Source organism: Saccharopolyspora gloriosae, assembly GCF_014203325.1.
In the GTDB taxonomy this organism is placed as follows: domain Bacteria; phylum Actinomycetota; class Actinomycetes; order Mycobacteriales; family Pseudonocardiaceae; genus Saccharopolyspora_C; species Saccharopolyspora_C gloriosae.
On sequence record NZ_JACHIV010000001.1, the window covers coordinates 2,057,634 to 2,072,021 of the forward strand.

The 14,388-nt window shown below is 71.2% G+C and carries 13 protein-coding genes; 8 read left to right on the forward strand and 5 right to left on the reverse strand.

The features are described from left to right. Positions 1-176: 176 nt before the first annotated feature. The 4 genes from BJ969_RS09360 (at position 177) to BJ969_RS09375 (ending at position 5,048) form a co-directional block, all read left to right on the forward strand. On the forward strand, positions 177-752 hold the full coding sequence (locus BJ969_RS09360) for a 2Fe-2S iron-sulfur cluster-binding protein (protein ID WP_184478496.1): 576 nt from the start codon (positions 177-179) through the stop codon (positions 750-752). Continuing rightward, positions 749-1,744 carry an FAD binding domain-containing protein gene (locus tag BJ969_RS09365; RefSeq protein ID WP_184478498.1) on the forward strand — a complete coding sequence of 332 codons (996 nt, stop codon included), beginning with the start codon at positions 749-751 and terminating at the stop codon, positions 1,742-1,744. Before BJ969_RS09360 ends, BJ969_RS09365 begins: the two co-directional genes overlap by 4 nt. Further along, the gene (locus BJ969_RS09370; protein ID WP_184478500.1) at positions 1,741-3,831 is read left to right on the forward strand and encodes a xanthine dehydrogenase family protein molybdopterin-binding subunit; all 2,091 of its coding nucleotides are present in this window, start codon (positions 1,741-1,743) and stop codon (positions 3,829-3,831) included. The genes BJ969_RS09365 and BJ969_RS09370 overlap by 4 nt, the downstream gene beginning before the upstream one ends. Positions 3,832-4,253: 422 nt before the next feature. Continuing rightward, a complete protein-coding gene (locus BJ969_RS09375; RefSeq protein WP_184478502.1) occupies positions 4,254-5,048 on the forward strand; it encodes an acetoin reductase in 795 nt (264 codons plus the stop codon). Between the two features lie 156 nt (positions 5,049-5,204). Here BJ969_RS09375 and BJ969_RS09380 read toward each other — a convergent pair whose 3' ends face one another. Continuing rightward, positions 5,205-6,119, reverse strand: coding sequence for a CPBP family intramembrane glutamic endopeptidase (locus BJ969_RS09380; RefSeq protein ID WP_184478504.1), 915 nt, complete (start codon positions 6,117-6,119; stop codon positions 5,205-5,207). A gap of 188 nt (positions 6,120-6,307) precedes the next feature. Here BJ969_RS09380 and BJ969_RS30060 point away from each other — a divergent pair, with 188 nt between their 5' ends. Together BJ969_RS30060 and BJ969_RS09390 are read left to right on the forward strand one after the other, a co-directional pair. Beyond that, positions 6,308-7,666: a histidine kinase gene (locus BJ969_RS30060; protein ID WP_184478506.1), complete on the forward strand. Its 1,359-nt coding sequence runs from the start codon at positions 6,308-6,310 to the stop codon at positions 7,664-7,666. A gap of 16 nt (positions 7,667-7,682) precedes the next feature. Beyond that, complete coding sequence (locus tag BJ969_RS09390) at positions 7,683-8,333, forward strand: response regulator (RefSeq protein WP_184478508.1); 651 nt, start codon at positions 7,683-7,685, stop codon at positions 8,331-8,333. A gap of 795 nt (positions 8,334-9,128) precedes the next feature. On the opposite strand, the gene BJ969_RS09395 is transcribed toward BJ969_RS09390, so the two are convergent. Genes BJ969_RS09395 through BJ969_RS09405 form a run of 3 tightly spaced genes read right to left on the reverse strand, consistent with a single transcriptional unit; the run spans position 9,129 to position 12,060 of the window. Next, the gene (locus BJ969_RS09395; protein ID WP_343071311.1) at positions 9,129-9,953 is read right to left on the reverse strand and encodes a carbohydrate ABC transporter permease; all 825 of its coding nucleotides are present in this window, start codon (positions 9,951-9,953) and stop codon (positions 9,129-9,131) included. Next, positions 9,950-10,861, reverse strand: a complete 912-nt coding sequence (locus tag BJ969_RS09400; protein WP_184478510.1) for an ABC transporter permease subunit — start codon at positions 10,859-10,861, stop codon at positions 9,950-9,952. Before BJ969_RS09400 ends, BJ969_RS09395 begins: the two co-directional genes overlap by 4 nt. Then, on the reverse strand, positions 10,858-12,060 hold the full coding sequence (locus BJ969_RS09405) for an ABC transporter substrate-binding protein (RefSeq protein WP_425503601.1): 1,203 nt from the start codon (positions 12,058-12,060) through the stop codon (positions 10,858-10,860). The genes BJ969_RS09400 and BJ969_RS09405 overlap by 4 nt, the downstream gene beginning before the upstream one ends. Positions 12,061-12,588: 528 nt before the next feature. Between BJ969_RS09405 and BJ969_RS09410 the strand changes: the two genes are divergently transcribed. Continuing rightward, a complete protein-coding gene (locus BJ969_RS09410; RefSeq protein WP_184485055.1) occupies positions 12,589-12,777 on the forward strand; it encodes a DUF397 domain-containing protein in 189 nt (62 codons plus the stop codon). Positions 12,778-12,863: 86 nt separating this feature from the next. Next, a complete protein-coding gene (locus tag BJ969_RS09415; RefSeq protein ID WP_184478512.1) occupies positions 12,864-13,058 on the forward strand; it encodes a DUF397 domain-containing protein in 195 nt (64 codons plus the stop codon). Positions 13,059-13,130: 72 nt separating this feature from the next. Here the strand turns inward: BJ969_RS09415 and BJ969_RS09420 are convergent, their stop codons facing one another. After that, complete coding sequence (locus BJ969_RS09420; protein ID WP_184478514.1) at positions 13,131-14,351, reverse strand: FAD-dependent monooxygenase; 1,221 nt, start codon at positions 14,349-14,351, stop codon at positions 13,131-13,133. Positions 14,352-14,388 lie beyond the last annotated feature (37 nt).

Genomic DNA, 14,388 nt, shown 5'->3' on the forward strand with positions numbered 1-14,388 from the left:
AGCGGTCTCGGAGGGTGGGCATGGCGCACCTAGGACATTTCGACCCTGGTAGCGCCCGCGCGCCGCGCAGCACAGTGGGGACGTCCCGGCTCGTGCACGCGGCCCGGCGACCTGTTGCCCACACTCGCCGCCGGTCGAACGCGGCGGCGAGCGCACGCGAGGAGTGTGACCCGACGATGACCGGCGATCCCACCACCACCGACCTGGTGCTCCACGTGAACGGGCAGGCCCTGCCCATGACCGTCGACAACCGGGTGACCCTGCTCGACGCGCTGCGGGAGCACGCGGGGCTGACCGGAGCGAAGAAGGGCTGCGACCACGGGCAGTGCGGTGCCTGCACGGTGCTAGTCGACGGCAGGCGGGCCAACGGCTGCCTGCTGTTGGCGGTGGCGGCCGAAGGCCGTGCGGTCACCACCGTCGAAGGCGTCGGCGCGGCGCGGGACGACGCAGACCCGGACTTCGTCGAAGACCTGCACCCGCTGCAGCGCGCGTTCCTGGAACGTGACGGTTTCCAATGCGGCTACTGCACTCCGGGGCAGATCTGCTCGGCGATCGGCGCGCTCACCGAAGCCGACGAGGGCTGGCCGAGCCACGTCACCGCCGACGTCGCCGACGGCGTCGCGGACGCGGCGGCCCTCGACGACGCCGAGGTGCGGGAGCGGATGAGCGGCAACCTGTGCCGCTGCGGTGCCTACGCGGGCATCCGCGCAGCCGTCCTCGACGTCGCCGCACAGGTGGAGGCGCACCGATGAGGCCGTTCAGCTACGCCCGCGCCACCGACGTCGCCACCGCCTCCCTCGCCGCGCAACGACCCGGCGCGATGCTGCTCGGCGGCGGCACGAACCTCGTGGACCTGATGAAGCTCGACGTGCTGCGCCCGAGCGCGCTGGTCGACGTCACCGAGCTCGGCCTGGACCGCATCGAGCACGGGGCCGACGGCGGCGTGCGCATCGGAGCCGGGGTGCGCAACAGCGACCTGGCCGGGGACGTGGAGATCCGCCGGCGGTTCCCGCTGATCGCCGAGGCGGTGCTCGCGGGAGCCTCCGGCCAGGTGCGTTCGATGGCCACCACGGCGGGCAACCTGGTGCAGCGCACGAGGTGCCGGTACTTCCAGGACACCACCAAGCCCTGCAACAAGCGGGAACCGGGCTCGGGCTGCCCCGCGATCGTGGGCGCGCACCGCGACCTCGCGGTGATCGGCACCTCCGACTCGTGCGTGGCCTCGCACCCGTCGGACCTGGCGGTGGCGCTGTCCGCGCTGGACGCGGCGGTGCACGTGCGGCGCGCGGACGGCGCCGAGCAGCGCTACCCGCTCGACGACTTCTACCGGCTGCCCGGCACCACCCCGCAGCGGGAGACCGTGCTGGAACCGGGCGACCTGATCACCGCGGTGTCCCTGCCCGCCCCACCGGAGGGGGCGCGGATGCGGTACCGCAAGGTCCGGGACCGGGCGTCGTTCGCGTTCGCCGTGGTGTCGGTGGCCGTGTCGCTGACCTCGCGCGCCGATGGGTCGCTCATCGGGCTCAGCGCCGCTTTCGGGGGAGTGGCGCCGAAGCCGTGGCGGGCGCGGGCCGTCGAACCAGCGCTGCGGGGGCGGCGACCGGACGCGGAGCTGCTGCGCGCCGCTGGTCGCGCCGAGTTCGCCGACGCCCGGCCGCTGCCGCGCAACGAGTTCAAGATCGACCTGGCTGCCGACGTGCTCGCCGCCGTCGTCGCCGATCTCGGCGGAGGTGCCGCGCGATGACCACGGTCGAACGAGCCGCTGGCGCAGGCCTGCGCCGCAGCGAAGGACGGGCGAAGGTCACCGGCCAGGCCACCTACTCGTCGGAGTGGCGAATGCAGGACGCCGCCTACGCCTGGCCCGTCACCGCCACCATCGCGCGCGGGCGCATCGGCGCGATGGACCTCGGCGCGGCGCTGACCGTGCCCGGAGTGCTGGCCGCAATGGAACCCGGAGCGGCGGGGCGCTTGGTGCGCGGGGCCAACCCGGAGACGTGGATCCTGCAGGACCACGAGGTGCGGTTCCGCGGCCAGATCATCGGCGCCGTCGTCGCCACCTCGGCGGAGGCGGCGCGGGAAGCGGCGTCGCTGGTGCGCGTCGACTACGAGCAGCAGCCGCACCAAGTGCTGCTGGACCCGGACCGGGAGCTGGAGACGACGCCGACGGTGAACGCCGGATACCCCTCCACCACCGACCGGGGCGACGTGGACGCGGCGTGGAACTCGGCGCCCGCCCGGATCGCCGCGACGTACTCGACGCCCGCCGAGCACACGAGCTCGCTGGAGCCCTACGCCACCATCGCGCGCTGGGACGGCGAGGAGCTGACGCTCTACAACTCCGATCAGGGGCCTGCCGTGTCGGCCCCGGAGTTCGCGGCGCTGTTCGGCCTGCCCGAGGGCGGGGTGCGGGTCGTCGCCGAGCACATCGGTGGCGGCTTCGGCGCGAAGGCGTTCCCCCGCTCCGTCCCGGTGCTGGCCGGGCTCGCCGCGAAACTGGTGCGGCGGCCGGTGAAAGTGGTCGCGACCCGCAAGCAGATGTTCAGCCTCGCCGGGCACCGCACCCCGACAGTGCAGCACGTGCGGCTCGCCGCCGACACCTCGGGGGCGCTCACCGCGGTGGACCACGAGGCGATCATGCACACCTCGCGCTACGGGGAGTTCATCGAGCAGACCGCCACCGTGGCCCGGGTGATGTACCGGACGCCGAACCTGCGCACCGCGCACCGCGTGCAGCGGGTGGACCTGCCGACACCCGGCCCGATGCGGGCTCCGGGGGAGATGCCGGGCCTGTTCGCGCTCGAATCCGCGATGGACGAGCTGGCGCACGAGCTGGACGTGGACCCGATCGAGCTGCGGGTGCGCAACGAACCGGACGTGGAACCCGACTCGGGACTGCCGTTCAGCAGCCGCAACCTGGTGAGCTGCCTGCGCGACGGCGCGCGGCGCTTCGGCTGGGACGGCCGGGACCGGACACCCGGCGTGCGCCGGGAGGGGCGCTGGCTGCTCGGCACCGGAGTGGCGGCGTCCAGCTTCCCCGCGTTCGCGCTGCCCTCGTCGGCGACGGCGTTGGCCGAGCAGGACGGCACGTTCACCGTGCGGATCGCCGCGGCGGACATCGGGACCGGCGCGCGCACCGCGCTGCTGCAGCTGGCCGCCGACGAGCTCGGCGTGCCACCCGAGCGCGTGGTGGTGCAGGTGGGGCGCAGTGCGTACGGACCGGCGCCGTTCGCGGGCGGATCGGCGGGCACCGCCTCCTGGAGCTGGGCGATGATCAAGACGATCCGATCGCTGCTCGCGGACCTCGACGAGCGCGGCGGCGTCATCCCTGACGGCGGGCTCGCGGCCACCGCGGACACCACCGAGGACATCGCAGGCAGGTCGAAGCTGTCCCGGCACGCGTTCGGCGCTCAGTTCGCCGCGGTGCGCGTGGACGCCGACAGCGGTGAGGCGCGGGTGGACCGGCTGCTGGGCGTGTTCGCCGCCGGGCGCATCGTCAACCCCCGGACCGCGCGGTCGCAGCTGCTGGGCGGCATGGTGATGGGCCTGTCGATCGCACTGCTCGAACGGGGCGAGATCGACCCGGTGCACGGCGCTTTCGTCAACGACGACCTGGCGAGCTACCACGTCGCGGCGAACGCCGACGTCGGCGCGATCGAAGCGCACTGGATCGACGAGCACGACGACGAGCTGAATCCGGCCGGGGTGAAGGGGATCGGCGAGATCGGCACCACCGGAACGGCCGCCGCCATCGCCAACGCCGTCCACCACGCCACCGGCACCCGGCACCGCCACCTCCCGCTGACGCTCGACCGCCTCCGCAACACCTCCTGATCCGCGCACGGGGCTCGGCGTGCCCTCACCGGACGCCCGGCGCGGTGTCCGGCGACGTGACTTTCCGCGCCCGCGACCTGCTTCGGATTTTCACCCGCCCCTGCGCGAGTTCGCGAGAAAGGGGCGCACACCAGGGGAAACGGCATCACGATCGCGGAGGTGTGCGCGGGGCGGAGTCATTGCTCGCCGGGGGGGGGGCACCGGACGAGGGGCGGTGAGGTCGCGCGGATCGTTCGTGACTCGTCGCGCCGGGTGTTCGATCTCGGCGTGGCGGAGTCGTCGAGTTCCGGGCTGCGCACGACACTCGGGAGGTGGCCGTTTTCAGCATGTGACAACGCTGGTTGGTCGGGAGCGGGCGGCGCGGCAGCATTCGGGTCATCCGGCTCGGGTGGGCCGGGTCACAGCGAACGGGAGGGCACCTCATGGCCGCATCGGCAACGACGCCGCGGGTAGCGCTGGTCACCGGAGCAGGGCAAGGAATCGGCCGGAGCATCGCGCTGCGGCTCGCCGCCGACGGGCTGGACGTCGCGGTCAACGACATCCCGTCGAACGCGGAGGCGCTGCGGGCCGTCGCCGCCGAGATCGAGTCCGCCGGGCACCGGGCCACGACGGTGCTCGCCGACGTGTCCGACCCGGTGGCCGTGGACGAGATGGTCGAGCAGGTCGCGACGGACCTCGGCAAGCTGGACGTGATGATCGCGAACGCCGGGATCGCGCACGTCAAACCGCTGCTGGAGGTCACTCCGGACGAGTTCGACCACCTGATGTCGATCAACCTGCGCGGCGTGCACCTGTGCTACACCGCCGCCGCCAAGCGGATGATCGCCCAAGGCGGTGGCGGCAAGATCATCGGTGCGTGTTCGATCGTCGGGTACCGCCCCTTCCCGCTGCTGGGGCCGTACTCGGCGTCGAAGTGGGCGGTGCGGGGGCTCACCCAGGCGGCGGCGATGGAGTGGGCGCAGCACGGCATCACCGTCAACGCCTACTGCCCCGGCATCGTGGGCACCGCGATGTGGGACCACATCGATGAGAAGCTCGCGGAGAACGAGGGCCTGCGCAAGGGCGCGGCGATCGACAAGTACTCCGAGCTGATCCACCTCGGCCGGGTGTCGGTGCCCGAGGACGTGGCGAAGTTCGTCTCCTACCTCGCCTCGCCCGACTCCGACTACATGACCGGCCAGTCCGTGATGATCGACGGTGGCATCCAGTTCTCCTGACCCGTCGAATCCGGCCGAGTGAACGGACCGTTCGTCCAACCAGATCGGACGAACGGTCCGTTCACTCGAACCCCCGAGGCTCCAGCGGCGGTGTTCGCGCCGCTCCGGAAGGAGTGAACGGACCGTTTGCCCAACGGGATTGGACGAACGGTCCGTTCACTCCGCGGATTCGGCTCGCCGGAAGGTGCGGGAGAGGCCGGAGCGGCGGAAGAGGCGATCGATCCACCAGGTGTAGAGCACCGTCAGGATCGTGATCGGCAGCACCTGCCATGCTGAGAAGTCGCCCGCCTGCTCCAGTCCCGGCACGCCCTGCGTCGAATCCAGCAGCACGGCGCTGACGTTGTTCACCACGTGCAGCGCGATGGCGGCCTCCAAACCACCGGTGCGGATCGTCAGCCAGCTCATCGCCATCGCGGTCACGAACAGGTCGGCGATCACCAGCGGGTCGTCGTACTCGTGCAGGACCACGAACAGCAGCGCCGCGAGCACCGCGCCCGGCCACGGGGTGCGCAGCCAGGAAGCGAAGCCCTGCAGCAGGAATCCGCGGCACAGGTACTCCTCGGCGGCGGCTTGGAACGGCACCACCGCCAGCGTGATCAGCGCGAGCAGCAGGTAGTGCGGCCAGCCGGGCCACCCGGCCAGGTCCGGTGTCGAGCCGCGCGCCAGGTCGAACGCGAGGACGGCGGCGTACCCGAGCAGCGCCCACCCCGCGCAGCGCCACATCCACCGCCACCGCAACCGTCCGTCCACACTGGACAATTTGCCGACCGGGCGGCCGTGCACCCAGCGAGCCGTGACCAGCACCGCGGGCAGCAGCGCGGCGACCGACAGCATCATCGCCCCGTACTCCCAGGTCGGGTCGGTGAACCCGAAGTCGTCCATCTCGACGCCGTTCAACGCGGCCAGCCCGATCAGCGCCCCGGCCACCACGAGCGCGAAGGCGCCGGCCAGCACCGGGAGCAGCACGAACCCGAGCAGGGGGCGCCACCAGCGGTGCCGGGAGGTGCGCTGCAACAGGTGGTACGGAACGGCTTCCATCGGGGTGGTCGGCGGCTGCTGCTCTTGAAGCATCTGAATCCTCACGTCGAACGGTCCTGATCGACGCTAGTGGCGCGGGCCCGGTCCGCTCTGCCGCCGACCGGCCACGACCGGTGGCCGATCGGCCACGGATCACTGGCCGCCCGGTGCTACCGGTCCAGGCGGGGTGCGGCAAGAATGTCGTTGTGCTCTGGGAGAAATTCGCGCGGATTCCGTCCGCTGTGGCCGCTGAGGCGGACGAGATCCGCGCCGCCGTGCGCGCCGCGCCCCGCCGCACGGTGGTGCTGGAGTCGGTGTGCTTCGTGCTGCTGCTGGCGGACGGGCCGTTCAGCGCGGCCGTGGTGCGGTTCGATCCGCCGCCGCTGCCCGTCACCCTGCTCAGCGCGCTGTTCGCCGCCGTGCTCGTGCTCGCGCGCAGGAGGTGGCCGGTCGGCGCGCTGGTGATGAGTCCCCTGCTGGTCACGGGTGGTGCCGTGATCGCCGGGTTGATCGCGTCGATGATCGTCGCGTTCACCGCGGCCAGGCGGGTGCGGTGGGACCGGCGGCTGTGGTCCGCGGTGCTGTTCGCGGTCGTGGCGCGGGCGGTGCTCTCGACGCTGGTCGAATCCCCCGCCGCGACGCCGGGCGAGCTGGCCGGGCTGCACGTGACGGTGCTCGCGGTCGAGCTGGTGCTGCCGATGATCGCGGGGGCCCTGCTCGGGGAGCGGCAGCCGCTGGTGCGACTGCTGCGGGAGCGCAACGACTACCTGGAGCAGGCCCGCCACCTCACCGCCGAGCAGGCCCGTTCCGCGGAGCGGACGAGCATCGCGGGCGAGATGCACGACATGCTCGGCCACCGGCTCTCGCTGCTGTCGTTGCACGCCGGGGCGTTGGAGCTGTCCGCGGCGAAGGAGACGCCGAAGCTCGGCGACCAGGCGACGTTCGTGCGCACCACCGCGGGGGAGGCGCTCACCGAACTCCGCGAGATCCTCGGCGTCCTGCGGTCCGGAACGGACGAGCCGCACCACGCGCTCGACGAGCGCAGCGGCCGTCGCGGCGACGTCGAACACCTCGTCGCGGAGTCGCGGGCCGCGGGGCTGCCCGTGTCGCTGGACTGGCGCGGCGCGGACCTCGACGAAGCGGACCCGCGGACTCGGCACGCCGTGCACCGCATCGTGCGGGAAGGGCTCACCAACGCGCACAAGCACGCGCCGGGAGCGTCCACCGTGGTCGAGGTGACCGCGTCGGACCCGATCCAGGTCCGCGTCGAGAACGGTCCGGGCGAGGGCGCGAACCGGCACGCGCCCGGACTGCGCAGCGGCCTCGCCGGGTTGGAGGAACGCGCCAGGATGCTCGGCGGTGCGCTCGCGGGTGCCGCCGCACCGGGCGGCGGGTTCGCGCTCACGGCGGAATTGCCCGCGCGGCCACCGGTGTCCGCGCCGCGGCAGGACACCGGGCCGGTGCGGGAGCCGCCGCCGGTGCTCGACGCCGACGTGCTGACGTTGCCGCGCGCCGTCGGCGCCGGATGCCTGCTGGTGTTCCTGGGGCTGCTGATGTTGCTGGCGGTGGCGGTCCTGGTGGCCGCCGCCTTCTACGGGTGACGTTACGATGACGTCCATGATCAGGGTGCTCATCGCGGACGACGAGGCCTTGATGCGCACCGGCATCCGGCTGATCCTGGACAACGCCGACGACGTCGAAGTGGTCGCGGAGGCCGCCGACGGGCCCGCCGCGCTGCACGCCTGCCGCAACCAGGAGATCGACGTGGCCCTGCTGGACGTGCAGATGCCCGGTGGCGACGGCATCACCGCCGTGGCGGGGATCGCGCGGGAGGCGCCGCGCACCCGCAGCATCGTGCTCACCGCGTTCGGCGACGATCGCAACGTCGCTCGGGCGCTGCGTGCCGGGGCGGGCGGTTTCCTGCTCAAGGACACCGGGCCCGCCGAGTTGATCCGGGCGGTGCGCCAAGTCTCCGACGGCGAACCGATCCTCGCGCCGCAGATCACCCGGAGCCTCATCGAACGCCACCTGCTCTCGCCGGACGCCGCCGAACCGGCCCGGCGGCGGCTCGCCGCGCTCACCGAAGCGGAGACCGATGTGCTGCGGCAGGTCGGCGCCGGGTCGTCGAACGCGGAGATCGCGCAGCACCTGCACATGGCGGTCGGCACGGTGAAGGCCCACCTGAGCCGGCTGCTCGCGAAGCTGGACTGCACGAACCGCGTCCAAGCGGCCATCCTCGCCCACGACGCGGGCCTGCTCGACACCTGAGCCATCCGCGCCGGGATGATCGGCGCGCCCTCAAGATCAACTGCCTGCCGAGGCTCGTCGGCCCGTGCGCACCCGATGCGAAGTGAACGGACCGTTCGTCCAACGAGATGGGACGAACGGTCCGTTCACTCCGACCAAGCCCACCTCCAGCATGCGAACCGCGCCGATCTGAGCGAGTGAACGGACCGTTCGACCAACGACATTGGTCGAACGGTCCGTTCACTCGTGCCGTGGGTTCGACGGTGGGCGCTGTGGATCTTGCGCGGCGGGTGCCGTTGTGGGGTGAACGGACCGTTGGTCCAAGGGGATTGGGCGAACGGTCCGTTCACTCGGCAACGAGAGGCGTGGCGAGCGTTGTGGATCTTGTGATGCGCTGCGGCAGGTCGAGGGATTCGGAGTGAACGGACCGTTGGTCCAAGGGGATTGGGCGAACGGTCCGTTCACTCAACGTGCCGTGGGTTCGACGGTGGGTGTTGTGGATCTTGCGCGGCGGGTGCTGATGTGGGGTGAACGGACCGTTGGTCCAACGGGATTGGACGAACGGTCCGTTCACTCCGAAAGCGTCGGCGCCGACGTGCGGTGGGCGTCGAAGCGGTATCCGGCGCAGAAACCGGCGATGGCCGCGGTGACGACGGCGAGAGCGCCCAGGGCGTGCAGCACGGTTCGGCTCCTTCCTCGTGCGACGTCCGGGCTCCGGACCGAGCGATCGGCCCGTGCGACCGGAGAACTCCAGTCTCGGCCCGGCTCGTGTCGGAGCCGTGAAACCGCGGCAACAGGGCCGTTACCAGCGAAGAGTCACCCGTTGACGCCGGTCTCCGTCACGCCGCGCACCAGGTACCGCTGCAGGCCGACGAACAGCAGCACGATCGGCAGGATGGAGATCGCCGCCGCCGCGAACAGCAGGTTCAGCTGCGGGTTCTGCGCGGTGAGCAGCCCGGACAGCGCCACCTGCACCGTCCACGACGAGGAGTCCTGAGCGATGACCAGCGGCCACAGGAACGAGTTCCAGCTCCCGATGAACGTGATCGCCGCGATGGCGGCGAGGAACCCGGTGGAGTTCGGCAGCACGATGCGCCGGAACACGCCCCAGCGCCCGAGCCCGTCGATGCGGCCCGCGTCCTCCAGTTCGCCGGGGAAGTCCAGGAAGAACTGCCGGAACAGCACCGTGTTCAGCGCGCTGAACAGTCCGGGCACGACGAGTCCGCGCAGGTCGGAGAGCCAGCCGAGGCTGGAGACGAGCACGAAGCTCGGCACGAACGTCACCGAGGTCGGCACCAGCAGCGTCGCCACGACCACGCCGAGCGCCTTGCCGGAATGCCGGTACGGGATCCGCGCGAGCCCGTATCCGGCGGCCGAGCACAGCAGCAGCTCGCCCGCGGTCTGCAGCACGGCCACGACCGCCGAGTTGAGCAGGCTGCGCGCGAACGGCACCTCGGTGCCTGCGAACAGCGCCGAGACGTTCTCCCAGTGCAGCTCGGCGGGCAGGAACGTCCACTGCGGTGAGGTGATCTCCTCGCGGGTTGCGAGCCCGTTGCGGATCAGCAGGTAGAACGGCAGCAGGAACAGCGCCGCCGCGACCACCAGCGCCGCCCACCGCAGCACCGCCCCGGCGCGGCTCACCGGTCGCGCCCCTTGCCGAATCCGAGCACCTTGCCCTGCACCAGCGTCACCACCGCGATCAGCACGGACAGGATCACCGCTCCCGCGCTGCCGCGACCGAGGTCTTGGCCGCCGGAGCCGAGCGCGGTGTAGTACAGGTACACCAGCGGCGGCCGGCCGTACGGCGGGTAGCCGCGGGCGTCGCCGAGGATGTTGTAGAACTCGTCGAACGCCTGGAACGCGTTGATCAGCAACAGCAGCAGGACGGCGACGCTGGTTCCGCGCAGCTGCGGCAGCGTGATGTACCGGAACACCTGCCAGCCCGGTTTCGCCCCGTCGAGCCACGCGGCTTCGTAGAGCCGGTCGGGGATGCGTTGCAGCGCCGCGATGAACAGCAGCATGTAGAAGCCCAGTTGCAGCCACAGCCGCGCGGTGATCAGCACGATCCAGTACAGCGGCGGGTCGGCGGTGCCCGTCCACGCGACCGGGTCGATCCCGAACGCGCCGAGCACGCTGTTGACCAGCCCGTAGTTCACCCCGGAGAACAGCGACGTCTTCCAGATCAGCGCGGCCACCACGTAGGAGCAGGCGAACGGCAGGAAGAACACCGACCGGAAGAACGCCTTCGCGAACTTCACCCGGTCCACGGCGAGCGCCAGGGCGAGCGCGGCCACGTAGGTCAGCGGCACGATGGCGACGGCGAACGCGCTGAACGTGACGAGGCTGGACAGGAACGCCTCGTTGGTGAGCATCGCGGTGTAGTTCCCGACGCCGACGAACACCTCGGGGGTGACGGTGTTGCGGGCGTCGAAGAAGCTCAGGTACAGGCTCCAGCCGATCGGCACGTACGAGAACACGATCAGCCCGAGCAGCAGTGGTCCGACGAACAGCCAGAAGTCACGGGCGTCGCGGCGGGGGCGCGTGCTCACCCGTGCAGGCGCTTCAGCTCGGCGTCCGAGGCGGCGACGACCTCGCGGGTCTGCGCCACCGGGTCGGCGCCTTGGCGGGCGATGCGGAACAGCGCGTCGGACAGCGCCGAGTTCGCCGCCGAGCTCCACAGCGGGCCGCCGACGAGGTGGGCGTGCTCGCGGGTGAACCGCACGGCGTCGGCGGCGGGTCCGGAGCGCAGGTTCGCGGCCTGGTCGGTGAGGCTGGTGCGGGCGGGGATGTGGAAGCCGAACCCGGTGGCGAACTCGGTCTGGTGGTCGGTGCGCTCGATCCAGAGCCAGCGCAGGAAGTCCTTGGCGGCACTCACGTTCGCGCTCTTCGCGTTGACCATCGCGCCGTAGGCGCCGATCGGCACCGACGGGGCGCCGTGGGCGTCGAGGCGGGGGAACGGCAGCACGCCGAAGTCGTCGCCCAGCGCGGCGGCGACCTTCGGGATGTTCCACAGCCCGGTCCACTGCATCGCGACGAGCCCGTCGATGAACGCGCTCGGATCGGACCAGTCCGCGGGTGCTCCCAGCAGCAGCCCGCCGCTGTCGTTGAGCTCGGCGAGCTTGCCGAAGGCAGTCGCCGCGCGCGGATCGTCGAAGCCGGTGCGGCGCTGGTCGGAGCTGAGGTAGTCCAGGCCCGCCGACCACAGCAGCGGTCCGCCGAGCACGCCGACGCCGCCGTCGTTGCCGACGAAGAGTCCCTTGCCGTTGGGGGAGTTCAGCCGCCTCGCGGCGTCGATCAGCTCGTCGACCGTCCGGGGCGGGCGCACGCCCGCCGCCGCGAGCCTGCTCTTGCGGTAGAACAGCACCTGGGTGTCGACGGCCTGCGGAATCCCGTAGAGCCGCCCTTCGACGGTCGCCGTCTCCAGCACTTGTGCGGGGAAGTCGGCGCGCACGTCGGCGATCAGGTCGTCCAGCGGCACGACCTGGCCCTGCCGCACCCAGTCGACCTTGACCTGCGCCTCGAACACGTCCGGCACCGCGCTGTTCTGCAACGCCGTGACGATCTTCGAATCGTAATCGCCCGGATTCCACTGCACCGAGACCTCGCCGCGCGGGTATTCGGCGGCGTAGCGCAGCACGGCGTCGTGCACGCCGTCCTCGCCGTAGGCGTGGTACCACTGCTGCAACGAGCCCGGCGCGGAGCCGCCCCGCCCGGTGTTCGAGCCGCACCCGGCGGCGCCCAGCCCCAGCGCTCCCACGCCGAAAGCGGTCAGCAGGGTCCGCCGGGACAGGCCCGGCCCACCGGGAACACCGGCACTGGAAGTCGATCTGCGCACGACGGCTGACGCTAGGACGCAAGATCGTGCTGGTCAACCGCTCCCACACCGTGGTCTGCGAAGCGCCGCACCCCGTCGTGGCAGCACACCCGCCCCGATGATCACCACCGCACCCGTTCGCCGGTTCGCCCGATGGAGTGGGCATCGTCGGCGGCACGGCCCGACCGGAGCTCGGAGGCAACGGCTCCGGGAGGACGAGCGGTGGGGAAGGTTCCGCTCGTCCTCGACCTCGCCCGTCCGAGTGCTTGCCGGGTTCGAGAAGGCCGCGCCTACCGTGCACCTCGAACACTTCTGAGGTCTTACCGTCTTGTACGAGAAAGCCGATGTGGAGGCTTATCGTGACGAGCTGGGCGAAGCTGAGTGCGACGGCGGTGGCGCCAGGTGGGTCACTGGCACTGCTTGCGTCAGGAGCGACCGAGACCAAGAGGGAGAGCCGTGCAGATGTCGCCGAGCTACTGGCGCGAACCGAGTCGTTCCAACCCGAACGACAACTGCGTAGAGGTGGGGCGTGCCGGGGCAGGTGCCGCCGTCCGGGACTCGAAGGATCGTGGTGCCGGGTTCATCACCGCTGGTGCCGCGCGGTGGGAGGACTTTCTAGCCGCCGTCAAGGCTGATCGCTTCGGCGGTTGAGAAACCGGGGCCGGTCGATGGACGTCGGGCCAGGACGAGTCTTCCCGGCTCATCGCCGAGATCCTCGACGAGTAGGAGGAAACGGGATGTGCGAGCAGGTGCGGGGATGGCGGAAGTCCAGCCGCAGCGTCAATACCGACAACTGCGTCGAGATCGGTCACCGCGACGCAGGGGCGGCTGTCCGGGACACGAAGGATCGTGGCGCCGGGCATCTCACCGTTGACGCCGCGCGGTGGGAGGACTTCTTAGCCGCCGTCAAGGCTGATCACTTCGGCGGCTGACGGTGCCGGAGCCGGAGTGAACGGACCGTTCGTCCAAGGGGATTGGGCGAACGGTCCGTTCACTTCAACCGCTCAGCGGGTCGTGGCCTTGTCCGCGCGGCTGCCGAGGGCTTCGCCTCGGCGGCACGCCAGGTACCAGCGCTGGCCGTTGTCGTACCAGCGCAGGCCTTTGCGGACGGCGGAGACCTGCGACGCCTGGTGCACCCGGTACTGCCACGGCGGCTGGTAGCCGTGCCGGGCGGCCATCGCGTAGGCCACGTCGGCGGCGTTGCGGTCAAGGTAGCGGTCCGCGCGTTCGAACCACGCCATGCTGGTGCGCCCGGCCGCTTGCAGCGGTCGCAGCGCGGCTCGGCCCTGCTGGTCGAAGTCGCGCAGCGCGGTGTCCAGGTGCTCGTGGTCGTGCAGCTTCTGCGCCAGGATCACCGCGTCCATGATCGCCAGCCGGGTGCCGGAGCCGATGGTGAAGTGCGTGGTGTGCGCGGCGTCGCCGAGCAGCATCACGTTGTCGTGCAACCAGGTCCGGTTGAGCACCTGGGTGAACCGCTGCCAGCGCGCGGGTTGCCCGCGGGACTGGCTGATCAGCGAATGCCCGTCCAGCGGGGCGGCGAAGATCTTCTCCAGCAGCCGCACCGTGTCCTCGTTGTCGCGGGAGTCGAAGCCCAGCGCCTTCCAGGTCTGCTCGGTGCACTCCACGATGCAGGTGCTGATGCCGGCGCTGGACGGGTAGGCGTGGAACCAGATCCAGCCCGCCGAGGTCTGCTCGAAGGCGAACGTGAACCGGTCGAACACCATGTCCGTGCCCAGCCAGATGTACGGATTGTTGCCGGTCTCCACGCGGGTGCCGAACTCCGCCTCGTGCAGCGAGCGAACCTTGCTGTTCGCCCCGTCCGAGCCGATGATCAGGTCGCTGTCGGCGAGCTCGGAGAGGTCGTCCACGCCGTGCTCGTAGCGGATGTTCACGCCCAGGTCTGTGGCGCGTTCGGCGAGCACGTCCAGCAGCGTGGACCGGTTCACGCTGAAGCCGTAGCCGCCGAGGAAACCGACATCGCTGCCGCCCAGCACGATCTGCTGCTCCTGCCACAGCGTGGAGGCCGAACGGATCTGCTGCGCGCTCTCGGCGTCGTTGGCGTAGAGGGGGTCCAGCAGGTTGTCCCAGTAGACGACGCCCCACCCGTAGGTGGCTCCGGGCGGATCACGTTCGATGACGGTGATGTCGTGTCCGGCGTCGCGCAGCTTCGCGGAGATCGCGAAGTACAGCCCGGCCGGTCCTGCGCCGACACACGTGATCTTCATGGGCACCTCCTGGACGGGGACGGCGCGGGCCGCCCGG

What these genes read in the sequence shown, in the direction of transcription:
- BJ969_RS09380 (WP_184478504.1), bottom strand. Translation starts at nt 6,119, where the DNA reads ATGCTTCAAGAGCAGCAGCCGCCGACCACCCCGATGGAAGCCGTTCCG.
- BJ969_RS09420 (WP_184478514.1), bottom strand. Translation starts at nt 14,351, where the DNA reads ATGAAGATCACGTGTGTCGGCGCAGGACCGGCCGGGCTGTACTTCGCG.
- BJ969_RS09360 (WP_184478496.1), top strand. Translation starts at nt 177, where the DNA reads ATGACCGGCGATCCCACCACCACCGACCTGGTGCTCCACGTGAACGGG.
- BJ969_RS09375 (WP_184478502.1), top strand. Translation starts at nt 4,254, where the DNA reads ATGGCCGCATCGGCAACGACGCCGCGGGTAGCGCTGGTCACCGGAGCA.
- BJ969_RS09415 (WP_184478512.1), top strand. Translation starts at nt 12,864, where the DNA reads ATGTGCGAGCAGGTGCGGGGATGGCGGAAGTCCAGCCGCAGCGTCAAT.
- BJ969_RS09390 (WP_184478508.1), top strand. Translation starts at nt 7,683, where the DNA reads ATGATCAGGGTGCTCATCGCGGACGACGAGGCCTTGATGCGCACCGGC.
- BJ969_RS09365 (WP_184478498.1), top strand. Translation starts at nt 749, where the DNA reads ATGAGGCCGTTCAGCTACGCCCGCGCCACCGACGTCGCCACCGCCTCC.
- BJ969_RS09410 (WP_184485055.1), top strand. Translation starts at nt 12,589, where the DNA reads ATGTCGCCGAGCTACTGGCGCGAACCGAGTCGTTCCAACCCGAACGAC.
- BJ969_RS09370 (WP_184478500.1), top strand. Translation starts at nt 1,741, where the DNA reads ATGACCACGGTCGAACGAGCCGCTGGCGCAGGCCTGCGCCGCAGCGAA.